Here is an 18679-nt window from a genome sequence, read left to right as displayed (position 1 = left end):
GAGCGGGAACGGCCCTGCGAAAACCGCTACAAGCACATCCCTGTGCGCTTGTTTCGGGCCATCCATGGCCCTCTACATTTTCGCAGGGCCGTTCCCGCTCGCTCCCATAGTCCGCGTAAAACGCCAACACCGCCAATCAGGCGGTGTCGATAGGTTTAAAACTTTTTACCAGATCATCCACAGATTTCACCCGCTGTAGGAAGGGCTCCAACTGGCTGAGCCGCAGCGCGCAGGGGCCATCGCATTTGGCCTTGTCCGGGTCCGGATGGGCCTCGAGGAACAGGCCAGCCAGGCCCTGGGACATACCTGCCAAAGCCAGATCCGTCACCTGGGCCCTGCGGCCGCCGGCGGAATCGGCTCGTCCGCCCGGCATCTGCAGGGAGTGGGTCACATCGAACATTACCGGCACGTTCATGGCCTTCATGATGCCAAAGCCCAGCATGTCGACAACCAGGTTGTTGTAACCGAAGCTGCTGCCCCGCTCACACAGGATCACCTTATCGTTGCCGGCTTCCTCGCACTTGGTGATGATGTGTTTCATTTCCTGGGGAGCCAGGAACTGGGCCTTCTTGATGTTGATCACCGCACCGGTTTTCGCCATAGCGACCACCAGGTCCGTTTGGCGGCTCAGGAAAGCCGGCAGCTGGATGATGTCACAGACTTCGGCTGCCGGAGCCGCCTGGGCTGGCTCGTGAACGTCCGAGATGATGGGCACACCATACTTGCTCTTGATGTCCGCCAGTATCTGAAGACCTTTCTCCAGGCCGGGGCCACGGAAGGAATTCACAGACGACCGGTTGGCTTTATCAAAAGACGCCTTGAAAACGTAGGGAATACCCAGCTTGCCGGTAGCCTCAACATAAGCCTGGGCCACTTCCATGGCCAGTTCCGGCGACTCGAGGACGTTCATGCCACCAAAGAGCACAAACGGCTTGTGGTTGGCGACGTCGATTCCCGATACGTTTACAGTGCTCTGCGCCATACTCAGGATCCTTTCTTGCAGGCCAGTGCTGCCTCAACGAACCCCCTGAACAGCGGGTGGCCGTCGCGGGGCGTGGAGGTAAACTCCGGATGGAACTGGCAGGCGACAAACCAGGGGTGGTCCGGCGCCTCAACAACTTCTACCAGGCGGCCATCGGTCGAACGACCAGAAATCTGGAGACCAGCCTCTTCCAACCTCGGCAGGAAATGGTTGTTCACCTCGTAACGGTGGCGATGACGCTCGCGAATGGTTTTCTTGCCATAGCAGTTGGCAATGGTGGAACCTTCGGTGAGAACGCAGTCCTGGGCGCCAAGACGCATGGTCCCACCCAGATCGGATTCTTCAGTGCGCTCTTCACGCTCTCCGGTCGAGTCCAGCCATTCGGTGATCAGGCCAACCACTGGTTCCGGCGTGTGAGTGCGGAATTCCGTACTGTGTGCTTCTTTGAGACCTGCCACGTTGCGGGCGTACTCAATAACTGCAACCTGCATACCCAGACAGATACCCAGGTAAGGCACCTTGTTCTCACGGGCATACTGGACTGTGCGGATCTTGCCTTCCACACCCCGTTCGCCAAAGCCGCCCGGCACCAGAATCGCGTCGGCGCTGGCCAGCGCACCGGTGCCATCACGCTCGATATCTTCAGAATCGATGTAGTTGATATTGACCTTGGTGCGGGTCTTGATGCCGGCGTGCAACAGGGACTCGATCAGAGACTTGTAGGCATCCAGAAGTTCCATGTATTTGCCAACCATGGCAATGGTCACTTCGTCCTCGGGGTTCATCAACGACTCAACAACGTTGTCCCACTCACTCAGGTCCGCAGGACGGGCATCCAGACCGAAGCGCTCAATAACGAGCTGATCCAGACCATGCTCATAGAGCATGCGCGGAATGGCGTAAATGGATTTGGCATCCTGGAGAGGAATAACCGCCCGCTCTTCGACGTTGGTGAACAGGGCAATCTTGCGACGTGAACTGGCGTCCACCTCGTGCTCGGAGCGGCACAGCAGGATATCCGGCTGCAGACCGATAGAGCGCATTTCCTTGACGGAATGCTGGGTGGGCTTGGTCTTGATTTCGCCAGCAGTAGCAATGTACGGAACCAGGGTCAGGTGCATGAAAAGCGCACGCTGGGGGCCCACTTCGACCTTCAATTGACGACAGGCTTCGAGGAACGGCAGGGATTCAATATCGCCCACGGTACCACCGATTTCGATCAGCGCCACGTCGGCTCCGGCGGCACCTTCAACGACCCGCCGCTTGATTTCGTCGGTGATGTGGGGAATTACCTGAACGGTTCCGCCCAGGTAGTCACCACGGCGCTCCTTGCGGATCACTTCTTCGTAAACCCGGCCGGTGGTGAAGTTGTTGCGCTTGCTCATCGGGGAGCGGATAAAGCGCTCATAGTGGCCCAGATCGAGGTCTGTTTCCGCGCCATCCTCGGTGACAAAAACCTCACCGTGTTGGAACGGGCTCATGGTGCCGGGGTCCACGTTGATGTACGGGTCCAGCTTGAGAATAGTGACCTTCAGGCCGCGTGCCTCGAGGATCGCGGCCAGTGAGGCTGATGCGATACCTTTCCCCAAGGAGGACACGACACCGCCGGTGACGAAAATATAACGCGTCATGCAGATTCCGTGATTGTCTGGTTCGGTGAAGGAGGGAGATTGTCATCTCAAGATGGGACGCCAGACTACCAGAAAGGCCCCATTGACTCAATCACATTCCCGCTCTACAACCAGCCGCCAACCGGCGGCATGGGCGCCTCCCGAGTATTGCTCAGAACACCATAAATCGCCAACGGCAATGAGCTCTGCTGCGTCCCCGGAACCCGCGAAAACCAGCGGCAGACGGGCCCTTTCCCAGGGTGGAACGCCGACTTCCTGCAGCCATTTCTTGAGCGAACGGGACGGCCCATCGGGGCGGAAACGGACCCGCTCGCCACCCTGCCTCGTAAATATCCGTATTGGCGGCAATGGCCTTTCCGGGGTAACGGCAGGTTCCAGCCTGAGGAACCATTCACCGAAGTTCAGCCCGGGACCGGGCTCCAGAGCAAGGGGAACCTCCGGCAGAGGCGAGTGATCGGGAACCAGGTAAAGATCGCCCTGAAAACGGCGCAGACTGAAGCCGTCGGACCGGAACTCCGGCTCCCGGTCTTCCCCTGCAAACAACAGGTCCTGAATGACCTGCTGCCAGTCAGAAATCGTGGGCGCATGAAACCCGCGTTCCCGAACCCACCAACGAATCAGATTTTTCTGCTCCGCCAGAGGCAGTGTTTTCAGCCCATCGACGGGCAGACGGTCCTGATCGCCGCCTACAGCCTGCCACTGCATAGCCGCCAGCTTACGGTTAAGCGCTTCGCTTTCGGCGCAGGACTCTGCCGTGTGCCGGAGCCTGCGATTCAGTCCCGGCCAGCGCTCGCGTAGAAGCGGTAGCACGGTGTGGCGCAGAAAGTTCCGGTCGAATCGCTGGTCGGTATTACTGGGATCGTCAATCCATGCCAGGCCGGCGGATCGCGCCCAGTGCTCAAGCTCGGCCCGCTCAAAACCCAAGAGAGGCCGGGCAAGCATGGCCGGGCCCAGTGCGCGACTGGCCGGCATGCCTGCCAGTCCTGCCACGCCACTACCCCTCAGCATCCGGAACAGAACCGTTTCCGCCTGATCATCACCATGGTGAGCCATCAAAAGCAGGTCCCTGCGCTGCATCAGTGCCTCGAATGCGGAATACCGCGCCTTGCGGGCCGCCTCTTCGATGCCACCACCGCCAGCCCCATTCCCTGCTGCAGCAACAGTTACCCGCTCCACCACCAGCGGCACACCCAGACGATCACACAGGTCGCGGCAAAACGACTCGGTATCGGATGCGTTCGGCTGAAGTTGATGATTGATGTGCACTGCCCGCACGGTTCCGGTGCAGCCATGACAATGGACTGCAAGGTGTAATAGCAGTGTCGAATCCAGGCCGCCGCTAAGGGCAACCCACAGGCGGGCGTGATCTGGGAGTTCTCTGACCGGGGCGCAAAGCGCCTCCGGCCAGCGGAATCCGGAGCCGGGCTCAGCGCCCGGTGTCATAGCGGGTCAGCCGCTCGTAGCGGCGGGATACCAGCTCATCCAGTGGCAGGCGGCTGAGCTCAGCGACGCCTTTTGCCAGAACCTCCTTGAGGGATTCCGACATTTTTTCGGGGTTGCGGTGAGCGCCACCGAGGGGCTCGGTCACCACGTTATCCGCCAGGCCAAGATCTTTCAGCCGATCAGCGGTAACACCCATGGCCTCTGCGGCCTGGGCCGCATATTCCGCACTCTTCCACAGGATTGAGGCACAACCTTCCGGGGAAATAACCGCGTAGGTGGAATACTGCAGCATGTTCAACTGGTCACAGACACCGATGGCCAACGCGCCACCGGAACCGCCCTCACCGATCACCGTGGAGATAATGGGTGTCTTGAGGCGGGACATCACGGCCAGGTTGAAGGCAATGGCCTCACTCTGGCCTCGTTCTTCAGCACCAATGCCCGGATAGGCGCCCGGTGTATCGATGAACGTTAGAATGGGCATCTTGAACCGCTCCGCCATTTCCATCAGGCGCAGGGCCTTGCGATACCCCTCCGGGCGAGGCATACCAAAGTTACGCTTGACCTTGTCCCGCACCTCCCGGCCCTTCTGATGACCAATCACCATCACCGGCTTGTCATCCAACCGGGCAGTGCCGCCCACGATGGCCAGGTCGTCTGCATAACGGCGGTCGCCGTGCAGCTCATCAAAATCCTCAAACATGGATTCGATGTAGTCCAGGGTGTAGGGCCGGCGGGGATGGCGAGCCAGTCGGGCAACGTCCCAGGGCTTGAGATCGGAGAAAATGCTCTCTGTGAGGCTGACGCTCTTCTTCTTCAGCCGGGTGATCTCGTCGGTAATATTGATGTCGGTGTCATTGCCAACCATCCGAAGCTCTTCAATCTTGGCTTCCAGGTCGGCGATTGGCTGTTCGAAATCCAGATAGTTAGGGTTCATGATGTTCCATCATTTTTTGCCAGGCGGGAAAATGCTCCGCCAAACCAGAATTTACACAAAGATAGCAGCGCCCGGTCAGTGGCTAAAGCGGACATTGGTATGAGTCCGCTATCTGACAAACTTTTAATTTTCAGCTTTCTCAATCATAGACCAGTTCTACCGACTGGTCGCCTACGAGGTAACGGAGCTCCAGTAGCAGGTTGTCATCCGGCTGCACACGCCAGGACTCACCCAGCTCGATCCGGGTGGACGCCTCGGGGCTGCTGTACTCTATCCAGACCGGACTACCCTCACACCGGAACGGTCTCAGGGTGGTTTCCAGTTTCTCCAGCAGGCCGTTTTGTAGCTGATCGGCATGCAGGTTCAGCTTCAGTCCGCGGCTGAACTGCTGGCGAGCACTCGCCACATCCATAACCGTACTCACCCGCATCTTCATCTGGCCGGAATAGTCGTCGTGGCTGACCTGCCCCTCCACCACGATCACCTGGTCCGACTGCAACAGTTCCCGATTTTCAAAGAAAGCTTCCGAGAACAGGGTCGCCTCGATCCGCGCGCTTCTGTCGTCCAGCGTAATGAAACACATGGTGGAGCCGGTGCGGGTTTTCATGGTGCGCTGGGCAACCACCAACCCGGCGACGCGCTGGGGTGACTTGTTCGGCTTCAGATCGGCTATGGAGGACCGGACAAACCGCCGAACCTCTTTCTCGTATTCATCGAACGGGTGGCCGGTGAGGTAAAGCCCCAGGGTATCTTTCTCGCCTTTCAGCCGCTGTTTTTCGGGCCACTCGCGCATACCGGCCACATCCTCGTAGGGATCGCCACCGTCGCCCGCCTCGAGCATTTCACCGAACATATCCATCATGCCAACGGATTCGTTCCGGGATTGCTGGCCGGCCTGCTGCACGGCCTTATCGATGCTGGCCATCAACTGAGCCCGGCTGGCGCCAAGCTTGTCCATGGCGCCGCACCGGATCAGCGCTTCCATGGCGCGCTTGTTGACCTTTTTCAGGTCAATGCGTCGGCAAAAATCGAAAATATCCTGATAGGGCTCGCCATCACCACGCCCTTCGACGATGCTCTGGATCGGGCCCTCGCCCAGGCCTTTAATCGCACCGAGGCCGTACACAATCTGACCCTCGTCGTTGACGGTAAAGGTGTATTCCGAGCGGCTGACGTCGGGCACCAGAAGATCCAGCTTCATGTTCCGGCACTCTTCCACCAGCGTGACCACCTTGTCGGTGTTCTGCATATCGGCGGTCAGTACTGCAGCCATGAACTCTGCAGGGTAATGGGCTTTCAGCCAGAGGGTCTGGTAGGACACCAACGCGTAGGCGGCCGAGTGAGACTTGTTGAAACCGTAACCGGCGAACTTCTCCACCAGGTCGAAGATGTTTTCTGCGAGGGTTGTGTTGATGCCATTTTTCTCGCAACCATCCAGAAAGAACTGTTTCTGCTTGGCCATCTCCTCGGGTTTTTTCTTACCCATCGCCCGACGCAGCATGTCAGCGTTACCCAGGCTATAACCTGCCATCACCTGGGCAATCTGCATGACCTGCTCCTGGTAAAGGATGACCCCGTAGGTGGGTTCAAGAACCGGCTTCAGGCCTTCATATTGATAATCCGGGTGCGGGAAGGACATGGGCTGGCGACCGTGCTTACGGTCGATAAAGTCATCCACCATGCCCGACTGCAGAGGCCCCGGCCGGAACAACGCCACCAGGGCGATCATGTCTTCCAAAGAGTCCGGCTGGAGGCGGCGAATCAGGTCCTTCATGCCCCGGGATTCCAGCTGGAACACCGCCGTGGTTTCGGCTTTCTTGAGCATGTCGAACGAGGGCACGTCATCAAGCGGAATCTCGTTGATGTCGAGCGGCTGCATGCCCTTCTTTTCCCGGCGCGGATTGATCATGTTCAGCGCCCACTTGATGATCGTGAGCGTCCGCAGGCCCAGGAAGTCAAATTTCACCAGTCCGGCATCTTCCACATCGCCCTTGTCGAACTGGGTCACCAGGCTGCCACCCTCGTCGTCGCAGTACAGGGGCGAAAAATCGGTGATCTTGGTGGGCGCGATCACGACACCACCGGCGTGTTTACCGGCATTCCGGCACACGCCTTCAAGCTTCCGAGCCATTTCCCAGATTTCCTGGGCTTCCTCGTCGTTCTCGAGAAACTCGACCAGCTGTGGTTCCTGCTCCAGAGCCTTCTCCAGGGTCATGCCCGGCTCGAACGGGATCATTTTGGACAGCTTGTCGGCCAGGCCATAGGATTTGCCCTGCACCCGGGCAACATCCCGTACAACCGCCTTCGCGGCCATGGTGCCGAAGGTAATGATCTGCGACACCGCCTCTCGACCGTATTTCTGGGCGGTGTATTCGATCACCCGATCCCGGCCCTCCATGCAGAAGTCGACGTCAAAGTCGGGCATGGATACCCGTTCCGGGTTCAGGAACCGCTCGAACAGCAGGTCGTACTCCAAGGGGTCCAGATCGGTAATCAACTGGGCATAGGCCACCAGCGAGCCGGCACCGGAACCCCGGCCCGGCCCCACGGGCACACCGTTGTTCTTGGCCCACTTGATGAAGTCCATCACGATCAGGAAGTAGCCCGGGAACCCCATCTGGATGATGATATCCAGCTCGAAGTTCAGGCGTTTGTAGTAGGCCTCGCGTTTGGCATCATATTCCGGATCTTCCTTGCTCAGAGTCTTGGCCAGCCGCTCTTCCAGCCCCTCCTCGGAGACCTTCCGGAAATAGTCGTCCATGGTCATGCCATCGGGAATCGGGTAATTGGGCAGGAAGTACTCGCCCATCCGAACCTTCACCGAGCAGCGCCGGGCAATCTCCACGGTGTTCTCGATCGCTTCCGGAATGTCGCTGAACAGCTCGATCATCTCATCGGCGCTGCGCAGGTACTGCTGGTCACTGAACCGGCGATCACGGCGCGGATCATCCAGGGTACGACTCTCACCGATACAGACCCTGGCCTCGTGAGCCTCAAAGTCTTCCGCCTCGAGGAAGTGGACGTCGTTAGTGGCAACCACCGGGAGGCCAAGGGCACCGGCCAGCTCAACACTCAGGTGCAGACAGTCTTCGTCTCCGGGACGACCGGTGCGCTGTAACTCGAGGTAGTAGCTATCCGGGTACAAATCCATCCAGTAACGTGCGCGCTCTCGGGCCAGCTCCGGCTTGCCCGCCATCAGTGCCTTGCCCACATCGCCCATCCTGGAGCCGGAGAGCGCAATCAGACCGTTCGCCCGGGCCTCAAGCCACTTGCGCTGAATGATCGGCTTGCCGAAACGCTGGCCCTCGGTGTAACCCAGGGAAATGATTTCAGTGAGGTTGAGGTAGCCATCGTTATCCCGGGCCAGCAGTGTCAGCCGGAACGGGTTCTCGGGCTCGTCCGGGTTTTCCAGCCACAGATCCGCGCCGATGATCGGTTTTACCCCCGCGCCCATGGCCGCTTTATAGAAACGTACCAGCGAGCACATGTTGGATTGCTCAGTGAGGCCAACGGCCGGCATGCCCAGCTCGGCAACACGGTTGATCAGCGGTTTAACCCTGACCAGGCCATCCACCATGGAGTATTCGGAATGGACACGGAGGTGTACAAAAGTCTGCGACATAACGTCAGGTTATTCCTGCTGTGTAATTCAATTAGGGCAGCGGTCTCAGCCGCCGATCACGGTCCGGAGCTCTTCTTCGGTCTGAGGGCCAAAACGGGTTTCAACCAGATCGCCGCCGGGGTTAACCAGGAACGTGGCCGGCAACGCGACCGGCAATTTCCAACCGAACCCGGGCCCAGGATCGTCCGCCAGCATGGTGAATTCGATACCCATTCGCTCGCCGAGCTCGACCAGGGCATCGCCCCGCACGCCATCAAAATTGACACCCAGCACAGTGATATCGGGCGCCTTGTCCAGCTCATTGAGCTCTGGTATTTCTTCAAGACATGGCTTGCACCATTCCGCCCAGTAGTTAACCAGCACCCATTGACCGCGCAAGTTGTCCCAATTCAGTTTTGTTCCCTCGGCCCTCTCAAGTTCAATTTTCTCACAACCGGCCAGAGCCAGAACAAGCAGCGCAACACCAACCAGATAAAAGCGGGAGTGACCACAAACAGAATCAGGGTACTGCACTGGAAAACCTCCTGTTAGACTACCGACCACAGAAATAGTGGACTCCATTCAGACAACCAGGCACGAAGATGACAGAACCAACCCGGATTTTCCACAACCCACGCTGCTCGAAATCCCGTCAAACCCTTGAACTGCTTACCGAACGGGGAATTGAGCCGGAGATTATACGCTACCGGGAAACACCACCGACAGAGCAGGAGCTAAAGGATATTCTGAACGCTCTGGATCTGCGTCCTCGCGAACTGATGCGCATAAAAGAAAAAGAGTACAAAGAACAGGGCCTGAACAACCCCGACCTCAGTGATGAGCAGTTAATCGCGGCCATGGCAGCGACACCGAAGCTGATTGAACGACCGATCGTAATCGCCAATGGCAAAGCAGCCCTTGGTCGCCCACCGGAAAACGTTCTTTCGATTCTGTGAGCCCACACAACTTCCCCGCGTCAGATCAGAAGGATCGCTGACCATGTCCGAGCAATTGCCGTATGTTCTCGTGCTTTTTTACAGCCGTACCGGCCAGACGGCGGAGCTGGCCAGCCAGATCGGCCGAGGCGTGGCCCGTGTGGCAGGCATTGAAGCCAGACTGAGATCAGTACCGCCGGTTTCCCCGGACACGGAAGCGTCGCTGCCCGCCGTGCCAGATTCCGGCGCACCTTATGCCAGCAAATCGGATCTCGCAAGTTGTGCCGGATTGGCCATCGGCAGCCCCACCCGCTTTGGTAACATGGCGGCACCTCTGAAGCATTTCCTGGACAGCACGGGCGATCTCTGGCTGGCCGGCACACTCGAAGGCAGGCCCGCCGGCGCATTTACGTCGACCGGCAGCCTTCATGGCGGACAGGAAACCACACTGATGACAATGATGATGCCGCTCCTGCATCACGGCATGGTCGTCTGCGGCCTGCCCTACTCCGAGAAAAGCCTGGGGGACACGCAAACCGGTGGCACACCCTATGGCCCGACCCATTGGGCAGGAACCGGTGAACAACAGCCACTGAGCAATCACGAGAAAGCGCTGTGCCAGGCATTTGGCGAGCGCCTGGCCCGGCTCGCGCTGAAACTCGCTGACTGATACAGGCTCGGGTACCAGACGTACGTTGCTTAACACTTATTTATCCCGGAACACACTATGCTGAACAACCCGAAGGCCCGCACCACCGTGCGGGCAACCATCGCGCTCTATATCGGCGTGCTTGCCACCTTGCTGATTACGACCTTCTACCCGGCACCCGTCGAGGGCGTATCAATACCGTTGATGTTGGCTGTGAAACTGATTCCTCTTCTGCCCTTTGCGGTTCCGGTGTTTCGGGGCCACAATCGGGGCTATATCTGGATGTCGTTCGTGGTGATCTTCTACTTCACCCAGGCCGTCGTTTCCGCCTGGCTGAGTGAAGGCGCTCCCGGACCGGTCATTCTGACGGTACTGACCTTCCTGTTGTTCACTGTTGCCATGATTCACCTCAAAGTGAACCGGCCAGTGGCGAATGGAAATACACCCTGAATTCCTGGACCTGACACTTTATGGCTGAAACAAGCAACTCCGGAACCGTGCCGAGGCCACCCGCGCCGCCCAGAAGCACCCTGACCCTGAGAGATGTTTGCACCGCACTTGTGACCAGCGGAGAAATCGGCCAGGAAGACGCCGAACGGGTGCTTTCGGCCAATCTCGGCGCAGCCACTGGCGAAGGACAGAAGGGAAAACGCCATCCGCTGGAACTGGTTGCCATTGCCGCGCTTACCAGCCAGAAAAGCGGCCGCACCCTCGACCTGGACCGACTGACCCACTGGCTGGCCGATTGGGCCGGGCAACCCTACTACCATATTGACCCTCTGAAGATCGACACACCCGCCATTGCCCGGGTGATGTCTTACGCCTTCGCCCAGCGCCATGGCATCCTGGCAGTTGAGATCGGCGCCGACGAGGTGCTGATCGCCAGCAGTGAGCCGTTCAAGAGCGACTGGGTACAAAACCTTCAACAGGCCGTCCGCAAGGATATCCGTCGCGTTGTCGCCAACCCCGAGGATATCCGCAGATACACCGTCGAGTTTTATCAACTGGCCAATTCCGTCAGCAAGGCCAGTGGCGGCCAGGGCCCGGGTGTAGCCGGCAACCAGAATTTCGAGCAATTACTGGATCTTGGCGCCAGCGAACATCCGGACGCCAATGACCAGCACGTCGTCAAGATCGTCGACTGGCTACTGCAGTACGCCTTTGACCAGCGCGCCTCGGACATCCACATTGAGCCCCGCCGAACGGTCACCCAGGTGCGGTTCCGGATCGACGGCGTGCTTCACAACGTCTACGAATTCCCGGAACACGTGGGCGTGGCGGTTACCAGTCGGCTGAAGATCCTTGGCCGCCTCAATGTGGCAGAGAAACGCCGCCCGCAGGACGGTCGTATCAAAACCCGCAAGCCCGATAACCGGGAGGTGGAACTGCGTCTGGCCACCATGCCAACTGCCTTTGGCGAAAAGATGGTCATGCGGATTTTTGATCCGGACGTGCTGCTGAAGTCCTACGAGCAACTGGGATTCGGCAAGGAAGACCGCCAGCGGTGGCAGGAAATCACGTCCCGTCCACACGGTATTGTCCTGGTAACCGGCCCGACCGGGTCCGGCAAAACCACGACCCTGTATTCGACCCTGAAACAGATTGCCTCACCCGAGCTCAACGTCTGCACCATCGAGGATCCCATCGAAATGGTGGAGCCTGCGTTCAACCAGATGCAGGTTCAGACCAACATCGACCTGACCTTTGCGGCCGGCGTGCGGGCCTTGCTGCGACAGGATCCGGATATCATCATGATCGGTGAGATCCGCGATCTGGAAACGGCGGAAATGGCGGTTCAGGCCGCGCTCACTGGCCATCTGGTGCTCTCAACCCTGCACACCAACGATGCACCGAGCGCGATTACCCGGATGATGGAACTGGGCATTCCACCTTACCTGATTCGGGCCACGGTACTGGGCGTGATGGCACAACGGCTTGCCCGAACTCTGTGCCCCCATTGCAAGTCGCCCGGCCCTGCTGACGAACAGGCCTGGCAGACCCTCACCCGGCCCTGGAAAGCGCCGGTTCCCAAGCAGTTCTATCAACCCGTAGGTTGCCTGGAATGCCGGAACACAGGGTATCTTGGCCGCGCAGGGGTTTATGAAATCATGACGCTGTCAGGCACATTGCTACACCAGATCACCGATCATTGCGAGCTGGAGCAGCTAAGGCTGGATGCCTACAAGGAAGGCATGAAATCCCTGCGCCTGAGTGGTGCACAGAAAGTGGCCGCCGGCCAGACAACGGTCGAAGAAATTCTGCGAGTGACGCCCGAAAGCCAGCGCTGAACCTGGTCAAGCCCCCGGGCGCAATCCGCACTGGCCCAGTAAATCCTGCCAGGCTCTGGTATGCGCCATCATGGCCACATCGAGCTCCCGCCAGAGGCTGGCCTCAGCGTCCTGTGAGAGATGCCGCTCATACCAGCCGGTGAAACTCTCGGGCATGACCTCCTGCTGCACCGATGCCAGCCGCTCGAACGGCTCGATGAGCGCAACCCGTCCCTGGGTCACGGCGCTCATGTAGGGCTGGATCTTTTCGATATACACGCTGAAGAACATGTTCTGCACAATATCCGACTGGTTATTGGGCTTGCCATCGAGGCACAGGGGGCGGCCGTCGATTCTCTGCCTGAGCAATTTTGTCCCGTCCTGCAGCCGTGCGGTCAGAAGAAGCGCGCTGTTGATCAACTGGCCGGCGCGGTATTCCGCCTGCCAGCGCTGATGAACGTCGCCGGCAAAATCGAGGGAAACCGCCAGATCCTCGGAGTACAAACGGGCAACTGCTGAATTCAGGCTTTCAATATCAAGGGCCAGATCCGACACGGGATTGCCCTCAGGCGCGACCGGATAATAGCCCTTGGCCAGGGTGAACAGTTTCTCGATTTCTTCGACGCCCCAGGTGGCATTCCAGATGGCAATGGGCAGGGATTCAAGCTTGCTGTCGATGGCGCCGGTAAGCTCTTCGGCGAACTCTTCATCTTCTATCTCGGGAAGACAATCCCGAGCCGCTTCGATAAACCGGATTTCATAGCGCAGACGGTTCAGGGGCTGCATAACCCGCCCCATCACCGAGGCTTTCTCCCCAACCACGTACTGGAGTTCACAACCGTAAAGCGAGAGAAAGTCGAGCATCCCCATGTCCAGCTCGGGCATGGTCAAGACCCGGTCGCGGCGGCGGGGGAGCTGGCTTGCGGAAAGGATGTCAGAAAACTCGGGATCGGTCTCCAGCACCCGGGCCACCCGCTCCACGTACTCATCCATCATGGGGCGGGCGTCAGAGAAAGGGTCGCAACCGGCAAGAAGCACGGCGAGAACCGGCGCAACGATTCTGCAAAATCCGGTTCCGGGCATTCATTCCTCCTGCGGTAGCGTGAAAAAGCCGTTGGCCTAGCGCTTTTGCAGCAGGGTATCAACCTCCGCAAAATCACGGGCAACAAAACGTTCGGTTTCCGGCAGATCCCCCTCGCGAACAAGCCAGGCGGTTTGCATACCGGCTTCCTCGGCTGCCTCAAGTTCGGCTTCCACGTCTGACAGGAACAACACCGTGGCCGCCTCCACGCCCAACTCCGCCAGAATATTGCGGTATGAGGCCACCTCTTTCTTGCCACCGATACGGGTATCGAAGTAGCCGGAGAAGAATGGCGTAAAGTCGCCTTCCGTGGTGAAACCGAAAATCAGCTTCTGGGCCTTGACCGACCCTGATGAGTATACGAACAGACGCAGACCCCGATCATGCCAGCGCTGCAGGTAATCGGCTGCATCGGCGTAGATATGGCCCTTCAGCTCTCCCTGCTGGTATCCCTGCTCCCAGACCATGCCCTGCAGCGCCTTCAGGGAAGTTTCCTTGCGATCTTCAATGATCCAGGTCTTCAGCACCTCGATCAGGCCTTCAACATCCTCACGAGCCACACCTGAAACCTCAGCCACCGCATCCAGTTGCTCGGAAACCGCGAGATTGTCCTGATGCTGGTCGCGGACAAACCCCGGCAGGTGTTCGCTGGCGTAGGGAAACAGGACGTCATGCACAAACGAGATCGAGCTGGTGGTCCCTTCAATGTCCGTCAGCACAACCCGGATCATTCCGCTGCTCCTGCCAGCGCCTCGTAACGGGGCAACCTGCTGGCGATGTCTTCACCGGTAAAATCGGCGACCCAGCCTTCAGGATTGGTAAACAGGCGAATACAGGTGAATTCCGGTTCCGGCCCCATGTCGAACCAGTGCCGTGTGCCATCGGGCACGCTGATCAGATCGTTTTTCTGGCACAGCACAGCAAACACCTCGTTGCCGAAGTGCAGGTAAAACAGGCCCTGGCCACGAACAAAGAAACGGACCTCATCCTCACTGTGGGTGTGCTCATCGAGGAATTTCTGGCGGAACGCCTCTTTCTGCGGATTGTCCGGGTTCAGGCTAATCACATCGGCGGTCTGAAAGCCGCAGTCTTCCTTAAGCTTTGCCACTTCGTCGCCGTATGCCTGCAGAATGTCTTCCTGGGATGCATCAGCCGGCAAATCCCTGGTTGGCCACTGCTCAAAGCGCACACCCTGGCGGGCCAGGAGGTCGCGAATCTCCGCGGGGTTCTCGGTAACCTTGCTCGCCTTTTCGGGCTGGCTCTGGTTAAAAATACTCAGGGTAGTCATGGGCGGACCCTCATGGTTTCAAGCTCACATTCAAACAGGAATTCAAAAGCCTCGACATGGCGCAGGCAATCGGACATGGTTTTGCCCCAGGTGTATAGGCCATGGCCACGAATCAGATAACCGGGCTGCTCGGGGTGTTCCCGGAACCACGCCCGGGTATGCTCCGCCAGCGCGTCGATATCCTGGGTGTTGTCGAACACCGGAACGGTCAGGACCGATTCGTGGGTGTCGACACCGGTAAACGCCTTTTGCAATTCGTAGCCCTCCAGCGACAGCGGCTGGCCGGGTTCCAGCAGGCGACTGAGAACCGTTGCCTTCACCGAGTGCGTGTGAAGCACCGCGCCAACCTCCGGAAACACCTCGTACAACACCGTATGCAACCGGGTCTCTGCGGAGGAGCGACAGTCACTCTGAACCGGGCGACCAGCCAGGTCCACCACCATAACATCGCCGGCACCCAGCTGGCCCTTGTGGCGGCCGGAAACGGTTATGGCAATGTGTTCCGCGTCTATGCGGGCCGAATAGTTGCTGCTGGTTGCTGGTGACCAGCCCTGCTGGTAAAGGAAGCGGCCGGCCTCAACAATCGCATCCGCAGCGACTGCGTATCGGGTTACATCAAACACGAGCTCTCTCCCGGGTTTCGGAGTGCTTACAACACTCCCATGGCCGCCATTATAGGGACGAAGCAGCGCCCCGCAAATGGTGCCGTGCAGCAATCAGATCGGCGACAATGGAGATGGCAATTTCTGCCGGCGTCTTGCTCGGAATATCGACGCCAATGGGCGCGCGCAGTCGTTCCAGTGCTGCCTTATCGAGCCCCAGAGAGGCGAGTCTTTCCCGCCGGGCTTCCGAGGTTTTGCGGGAGCCCATGGCGCCAATGTAAAAGGCATCGGAATGAAGGGCCGCCAGCAGCCCCATATCGTCGATACGAGGATCGTGCGCCAGGGCCAGAATGCCGGACCAGGCATCGCCAAACCGGGCCGATATCAGATCATCGGGCAGGCGCCGGTCCAGCGGAATATGATCAAAACTCCAGCCAGCGGCAAATGTTTCCCTGGGTTCGCAGAGAGTTACGGCAAATTCTGCTGCTGTTGCGAACTCGAAAACGTAACGGGCAACCTCGCCAGCGCCAATCAGCAACAGCCGGCATTCTGGCTGCAGGGCGTGGATGAGCTGCTCGCCGTCGAAGCGAACCGACGTGCCGTTCATGGCCACGGCATGCTCCAGGGCCGCAACACCTTTCATGGGTACGTGACGAACCACCGGCTCGCGATCGCGCAAAGCACCCGCCAGCGCCTGCACGTGATCAAGCCCTGACTGGCCTCGCAGGGGTTCGACAAGAAGCCGGATCCGGCCACCGCACGGCAGTTGGAAATGGTCCCGGTCATCATCGGTAATTCCGTAATCAACAAAGACAGGATGATCCGGTCCGTCTTCCGCTGTACGACGCAAAAGATCCTCTTCCAGGCAGCCGCCGGATACCGAACCGCTCCAGTGACCGGATTCAGCAATCGCCAGCCAGGAGCCGACCGGGCGTGGCGAGGAACCCCAGGTCTCGACAATGGTGCACAGCCAGGCCCGCTGCCCCGCCTGCAGCCATTCAGACATCCGGTCTATGACTGTCTGGCGGCCGGTAGCAACCGAATGGGCAACGTGTGACTCAGGCATTGGCTTTCAAGGGCAGGCTTCGCTGGCGCTTGCCGTTCAGAGCGAACAGAGCATTACCCAGGGCCGGAATTACCGGAGGCACGCCCGGCTCACCAACGCCGGTCGGCGCCTCGGTGCTATCGACAATATCCACCAGCACCTCAGGTCGTTCGTACTGTCTCATCAACGGATAATCATGAAAGTTGCTCTGCTGGACCTCGCCGTCCTGCAGGGTAATCTCACCGTAGAGTGCTGCGGTCAGCCCGAAGAGAATGCCGCCCTCGATCTGGTCTTCCACGATCCGCGGATTCACCACCTGACCACAATCCACCGAACAGGTGACCCTGTAAACCCGAACGGCACCATTCTCGATTCCGGCTTCGACCACCTGCGCCACGTAGGTGCCAAAACTCCGGAACAAAGCGAGCCCCCGGGCCCGTCCGTCCGGCACAGGCGATTGCCAATCCGCGAGCCGGGCAGCCCGTTCAAGCACTTCGAGGTGCCGTGGCTCGTGGGAAATCAACCGGCGGCGAAACTGGAAGGGATCTTCCCCGGCTTCATGGGCGAGTTCGTCCATGAAGGTTTCAACCGCAAAGCCGTTGTGGGAATAGCCCACGGAACGCCACCAGGTAATGGGAATGCCGGGATCGGTATGGGTATGGCGGATATCAATGTTGGCCACCTGGTAGGGATACTCGATGGCGCCCTCGATCGCAGAGATATCTTTGGGTGTGGCGATGCCTTCGGCCATCAGTCCGACCGAGCCAAGGGTGTCGTACATGAATTTCGGTGCCCAGGGATACTGGGCCGGCGCGGCGTTGCGGACATACCAGTCAAGAATCTGGGGGCCAACAATCTGGTGATGCCAGCCTGTCAGTTCATCACCAGACAGGCTGGCTTTCATACGGTGCAGCATTGCCGGACGATATAGATCGTGGCGGGTGTCTTCTTCCCGGGACCAGATGACCTTCACCGGCCGCCCGGTGCGATAGGCCACCGCCGCTGCTTCTTCTATATAATCCTGGGTCAGGCGACGGCCAAAACCGCCGCCGAGGAAGGTGGTATTGATGATGATATCGTCAGGCCCGAGATCGGTCGCCCTGGCTGCCGCGACCCGACCAAGATCCGGCGCCTGGGTGGGGGCCCAGACTTCCATCCGGTCTCCCCGGTACCAGGCCGTGGCGTTCATGGGCTCCAACGTCGCGTGGGCAAGGTATGGCTGGGCGTACTCCGCTTCTATTACCCTGTCCCCCGCCTCCATGGCGCTGGCAAAGCTGCCTTCACTGCGCTCGGACTCTCCGGGATCGTCATCAGCTGCGGCGCGGTATGAATCGAACACGTCGCCTGTAGACAGAGACACGGCATCCGAGAAATCCCAGTCTATCTGGAGCGCGTCCTGGGCCTTCCGGGCTCGCCAGTACTTATCTGCGACCACGGCAACGCCGCGCTCGATCTCGAATACGTCAAGCACACCAGGCATTGCCCGGACCTGATCAGCGTTGAAGCCCCGAACCCGGCCTCCGCGACGAGGGGGCCGTGAAACAACGCCGTACACCATGTCCGGAAGGTCGACATCAATTCCGTAAACCGCGGTGCCCGTTGACTTGGCCCGGGCATCCAGTTTGCCCCGTTGCTTACCGATATACTTCCATTCACTCCGTGGCTTGAGGGCAATATCACCCCGCACCACCTCTTTGGCCGCCAGCGCCACCAACTTGCCATAGGCCATGGAATCGATACCGTTCGGGTGCACCACCCGCCCTTCACTGGCTTGGCACTCAGCTGCCTTGACGCTCCAGACCCGGGCTGCCGCCATAACCAGCATCTGGCGGGCTTCCGCGCCGGCCATACGGAGGGGCTCCCAGCTGGTTGCAACACTGGTACTGCCGCCAGTGAGCTGAAGTTTATAAAGGGGATTTCGATACTCGGGCGCCACGGGCGCGAAGCGGGGCGTGATCCGCTCAGGCTGGATTTCCAGCTCCTCCGCGATGAGCGTCGTCAATCCGGTGTAGGTGCCCTGCCCCATTTCGACCCGGGCCAGGGTGAAGAAAACCTCGTCATCGGTGGTCAGTTCGAGCCAGGCATCGGGCCGCCACTCACCTGTATCCGGCTCGTAGCCGGTCTGGATTCCGGCACAGCCCGGCAGCGTCATTGAAACCATAAGACTGCCGGAGGCTCCGGCACTGACCTTGAGGAAATTTCGTCGGTTCATGGCCAT

16 protein-coding genes are annotated in these 18679 nt (G+C 59.2%); 4 read left to right on the top strand and 12 right to left on the bottom strand.

Annotated elements, in window-relative coordinates; all coding sequences use genetic code 11:
• Positions 1–136: 136 nt before the first annotated feature.
• The 6 genes from kdsA to ACO06L_RS01005 form a co-directional block, all read right to left on the bottom strand.
• Positions 137–982: a 3-deoxy-8-phosphooctulonate synthase gene (gene kdsA, locus ACO06L_RS01030; protein WP_202348449.1), complete on the bottom strand. Its 846-nt coding sequence runs from the start codon at positions 980–982 to the stop codon at positions 137–139.
• Positions 983–984: 2 nt separating this feature from the next.
• On the bottom strand, positions 985–2613 hold the full coding sequence (locus ACO06L_RS01025) for a CTP synthase (RefSeq protein ID WP_202348450.1): 1629 nt from the start codon (positions 2611–2613) through the stop codon (positions 985–987).
• 87 nt (positions 2614–2700) lie between these two features.
• On the bottom strand, positions 2701–4056 hold the full coding sequence (gene tilS, locus ACO06L_RS01020) for a tRNA lysidine(34) synthetase TilS (RefSeq protein WP_202348451.1): 1356 nt from the start codon (positions 4054–4056) through the stop codon (positions 2701–2703).
• Positions 4040–4993, bottom strand: coding sequence for an acetyl-CoA carboxylase carboxyl transferase subunit alpha (gene accA / locus ACO06L_RS01015; RefSeq protein ID WP_008172897.1), 954 nt, complete (start codon positions 4991–4993; stop codon positions 4040–4042). The genes tilS and accA overlap by 17 nt, the downstream gene beginning before the upstream one ends.
• Before the next feature lie 139 nt (positions 4994–5132).
• Positions 5133–8615: a DNA polymerase III subunit alpha gene (gene dnaE / locus ACO06L_RS01010; RefSeq protein ID WP_202348452.1), complete on the bottom strand. Its 3483-nt coding sequence runs from the start codon at positions 8613–8615 to the stop codon at positions 5133–5135.
• A 45-nt stretch (positions 8616–8660) separates the two neighbouring features.
• Positions 8661–9128 carry a TlpA disulfide reductase family protein gene (locus tag ACO06L_RS01005; RefSeq protein WP_320407650.1) on the bottom strand — a complete coding sequence of 156 codons (468 nt, stop codon included), beginning with the start codon at positions 9126–9128 and terminating at the stop codon, positions 8661–8663.
• A 68-nt stretch (positions 9129–9196) separates the two neighbouring features.
• Here ACO06L_RS01005 and arsC point away from each other — a divergent pair, with 68 nt between their 5' ends.
• From arsC to ACO06L_RS00985, 4 genes are read left to right on the top strand one after another with little or no spacing between them, the layout of a single operon-like run.
• Positions 9197–9550, top strand: a complete 354-nt coding sequence (gene arsC, locus ACO06L_RS01000) for an arsenate reductase (glutaredoxin) (RefSeq protein WP_202348454.1) — start codon at positions 9197–9199, stop codon at positions 9548–9550.
• Positions 9551–9593: 43 nt separating this feature from the next.
• Positions 9594–10199: an NAD(P)H:quinone oxidoreductase gene (wrbA, locus tag ACO06L_RS00995; protein WP_064230540.1), complete on the top strand. Its 606-nt coding sequence runs from the start codon at positions 9594–9596 to the stop codon at positions 10197–10199.
• A 57-nt stretch (positions 10200–10256) separates the two neighbouring features.
• On the top strand, positions 10257–10628 hold the full coding sequence (locus ACO06L_RS00990) for a DUF2069 domain-containing protein (RefSeq protein WP_064230539.1): 372 nt from the start codon (positions 10257–10259) through the stop codon (positions 10626–10628).
• Positions 10629–10648: 20 nt separating this feature from the next.
• A complete protein-coding gene (locus ACO06L_RS00985) occupies positions 10649–12466 on the top strand; it encodes a GspE/PulE family protein (RefSeq protein ID WP_202348455.1) in 1818 nt (605 codons plus the stop codon).
• A gap of 6 nt (positions 12467–12472) precedes the next feature.
• Here the strand turns inward: ACO06L_RS00985 and ACO06L_RS00980 are convergent, their stop codons facing one another.
• From ACO06L_RS00980 to ACO06L_RS00955, 6 genes are read right to left on the bottom strand one after another with little or no spacing between them, the layout of a single operon-like run.
• Complete coding sequence (locus ACO06L_RS00980; RefSeq protein WP_202348456.1) at positions 12473–13528, bottom strand: DUF3080 domain-containing protein; 1056 nt, start codon at positions 13526–13528, stop codon at positions 12473–12475.
• Positions 13529–13564: 36 nt separating this feature from the next.
• A complete protein-coding gene (gene mtnC, locus ACO06L_RS00975) occupies positions 13565–14257 on the bottom strand; it encodes an acireductone synthase (RefSeq protein WP_064230536.1) in 693 nt (230 codons plus the stop codon).
• A complete protein-coding gene (locus ACO06L_RS00970; protein ID WP_064230535.1) occupies positions 14254–14814 on the bottom strand; it encodes a 1,2-dihydroxy-3-keto-5-methylthiopentene dioxygenase in 561 nt (186 codons plus the stop codon). Before ACO06L_RS00970 ends, mtnC begins: the two co-directional genes overlap by 4 nt.
• A complete protein-coding gene (locus tag ACO06L_RS00965; protein WP_064230534.1) occupies positions 14811–15437 on the bottom strand; it encodes a methylthioribulose 1-phosphate dehydratase in 627 nt (208 codons plus the stop codon). The genes ACO06L_RS00970 and ACO06L_RS00965 overlap by 4 nt, the downstream gene beginning before the upstream one ends.
• A gap of 49 nt (positions 15438–15486) precedes the next feature.
• Positions 15487–16482, bottom strand: coding sequence for an XdhC family protein (locus ACO06L_RS00960; RefSeq protein WP_227716136.1), 996 nt, complete (start codon positions 16480–16482; stop codon positions 15487–15489).
• A complete protein-coding gene (locus tag ACO06L_RS00955; protein ID WP_202348457.1) occupies positions 16475–18679 on the bottom strand; it encodes a xanthine dehydrogenase family protein molybdopterin-binding subunit in 2205 nt (734 codons plus the stop codon). Before ACO06L_RS00955 ends, ACO06L_RS00960 begins: the two co-directional genes overlap by 8 nt.

It is taken from the genome of Marinobacter sp. (assembly GCF_965229985.1).
Taxonomy (GTDB): Bacteria; Pseudomonadota; Gammaproteobacteria; order Pseudomonadales; family Oleiphilaceae; genus Marinobacter.
The sequence above is the reverse complement of the archived record's forward strand: the minus strand, read 5'-3'. Positions and strand labels throughout refer to the sequence as shown.

What these genes read in the sequence shown, in the direction of transcription:
- kdsA (WP_202348449.1), bottom strand. Translation starts at nt 982, where the DNA reads ATGGCGCAGAGCACTGTAAACGTATCGGGAATCGACGTCGCCAACCAC.
- ACO06L_RS01025 (WP_202348450.1), bottom strand. Translation starts at nt 2,613, where the DNA reads ATGACGCGTTATATTTTCGTCACCGGCGGTGTCGTGTCCTCCTTGGGG.
- tilS (WP_202348451.1), bottom strand. Translation starts at nt 4,056, where the DNA reads ATGACACCGGGCGCTGAGCCCGGCTCCGGATTCCGCTGGCCGGAGGCG.
- accA (WP_008172897.1), bottom strand. Translation starts at nt 4,993, where the DNA reads ATGAACCCTAACTATCTGGATTTCGAACAGCCAATCGCCGACCTGGAA.
- dnaE (WP_202348452.1), bottom strand. Translation starts at nt 8,615, where the DNA reads ATGTCGCAGACTTTTGTACACCTCCGTGTCCATTCCGAATACTCCATG.
- arsC (WP_202348454.1), top strand. Translation starts at nt 9,197, where the DNA reads ATGACAGAACCAACCCGGATTTTCCACAACCCACGCTGCTCGAAATCC.
- wrbA (WP_064230540.1), top strand. Translation starts at nt 9,594, where the DNA reads ATGTCCGAGCAATTGCCGTATGTTCTCGTGCTTTTTTACAGCCGTACC.
- ACO06L_RS00990 (WP_064230539.1), top strand. Translation starts at nt 10,257, where the DNA reads ATGCTGAACAACCCGAAGGCCCGCACCACCGTGCGGGCAACCATCGCG.
- ACO06L_RS00985 (WP_202348455.1), top strand. Translation starts at nt 10,649, where the DNA reads ATGGCTGAAACAAGCAACTCCGGAACCGTGCCGAGGCCACCCGCGCCG.
- ACO06L_RS00980 (WP_202348456.1), bottom strand. Translation starts at nt 13,528, where the DNA reads ATGCCCGGAACCGGATTTTGCAGAATCGTTGCGCCGGTTCTCGCCGTG.
- mtnC (WP_064230536.1), bottom strand. Translation starts at nt 14,257, where the DNA reads ATGATCCGGGTTGTGCTGACGGACATTGAAGGGACCACCAGCTCGATC.
- ACO06L_RS00970 (WP_064230535.1), bottom strand. Translation starts at nt 14,814, where the DNA reads ATGACTACCCTGAGTATTTTTAACCAGAGCCAGCCCGAAAAGGCGAGC.
- ACO06L_RS00960 (WP_227716136.1), bottom strand. Translation starts at nt 16,482, where the DNA reads ATGCCTGAGTCACACGTTGCCCATTCGGTTGCTACCGGCCGCCAGACA.
- ACO06L_RS00955 (WP_202348457.1), bottom strand. Translation starts at nt 18,679, where the DNA reads ATGGCCATGAACCGACGAAATTTCCTCAAGGTCAGTGCCGGAGCCTCC.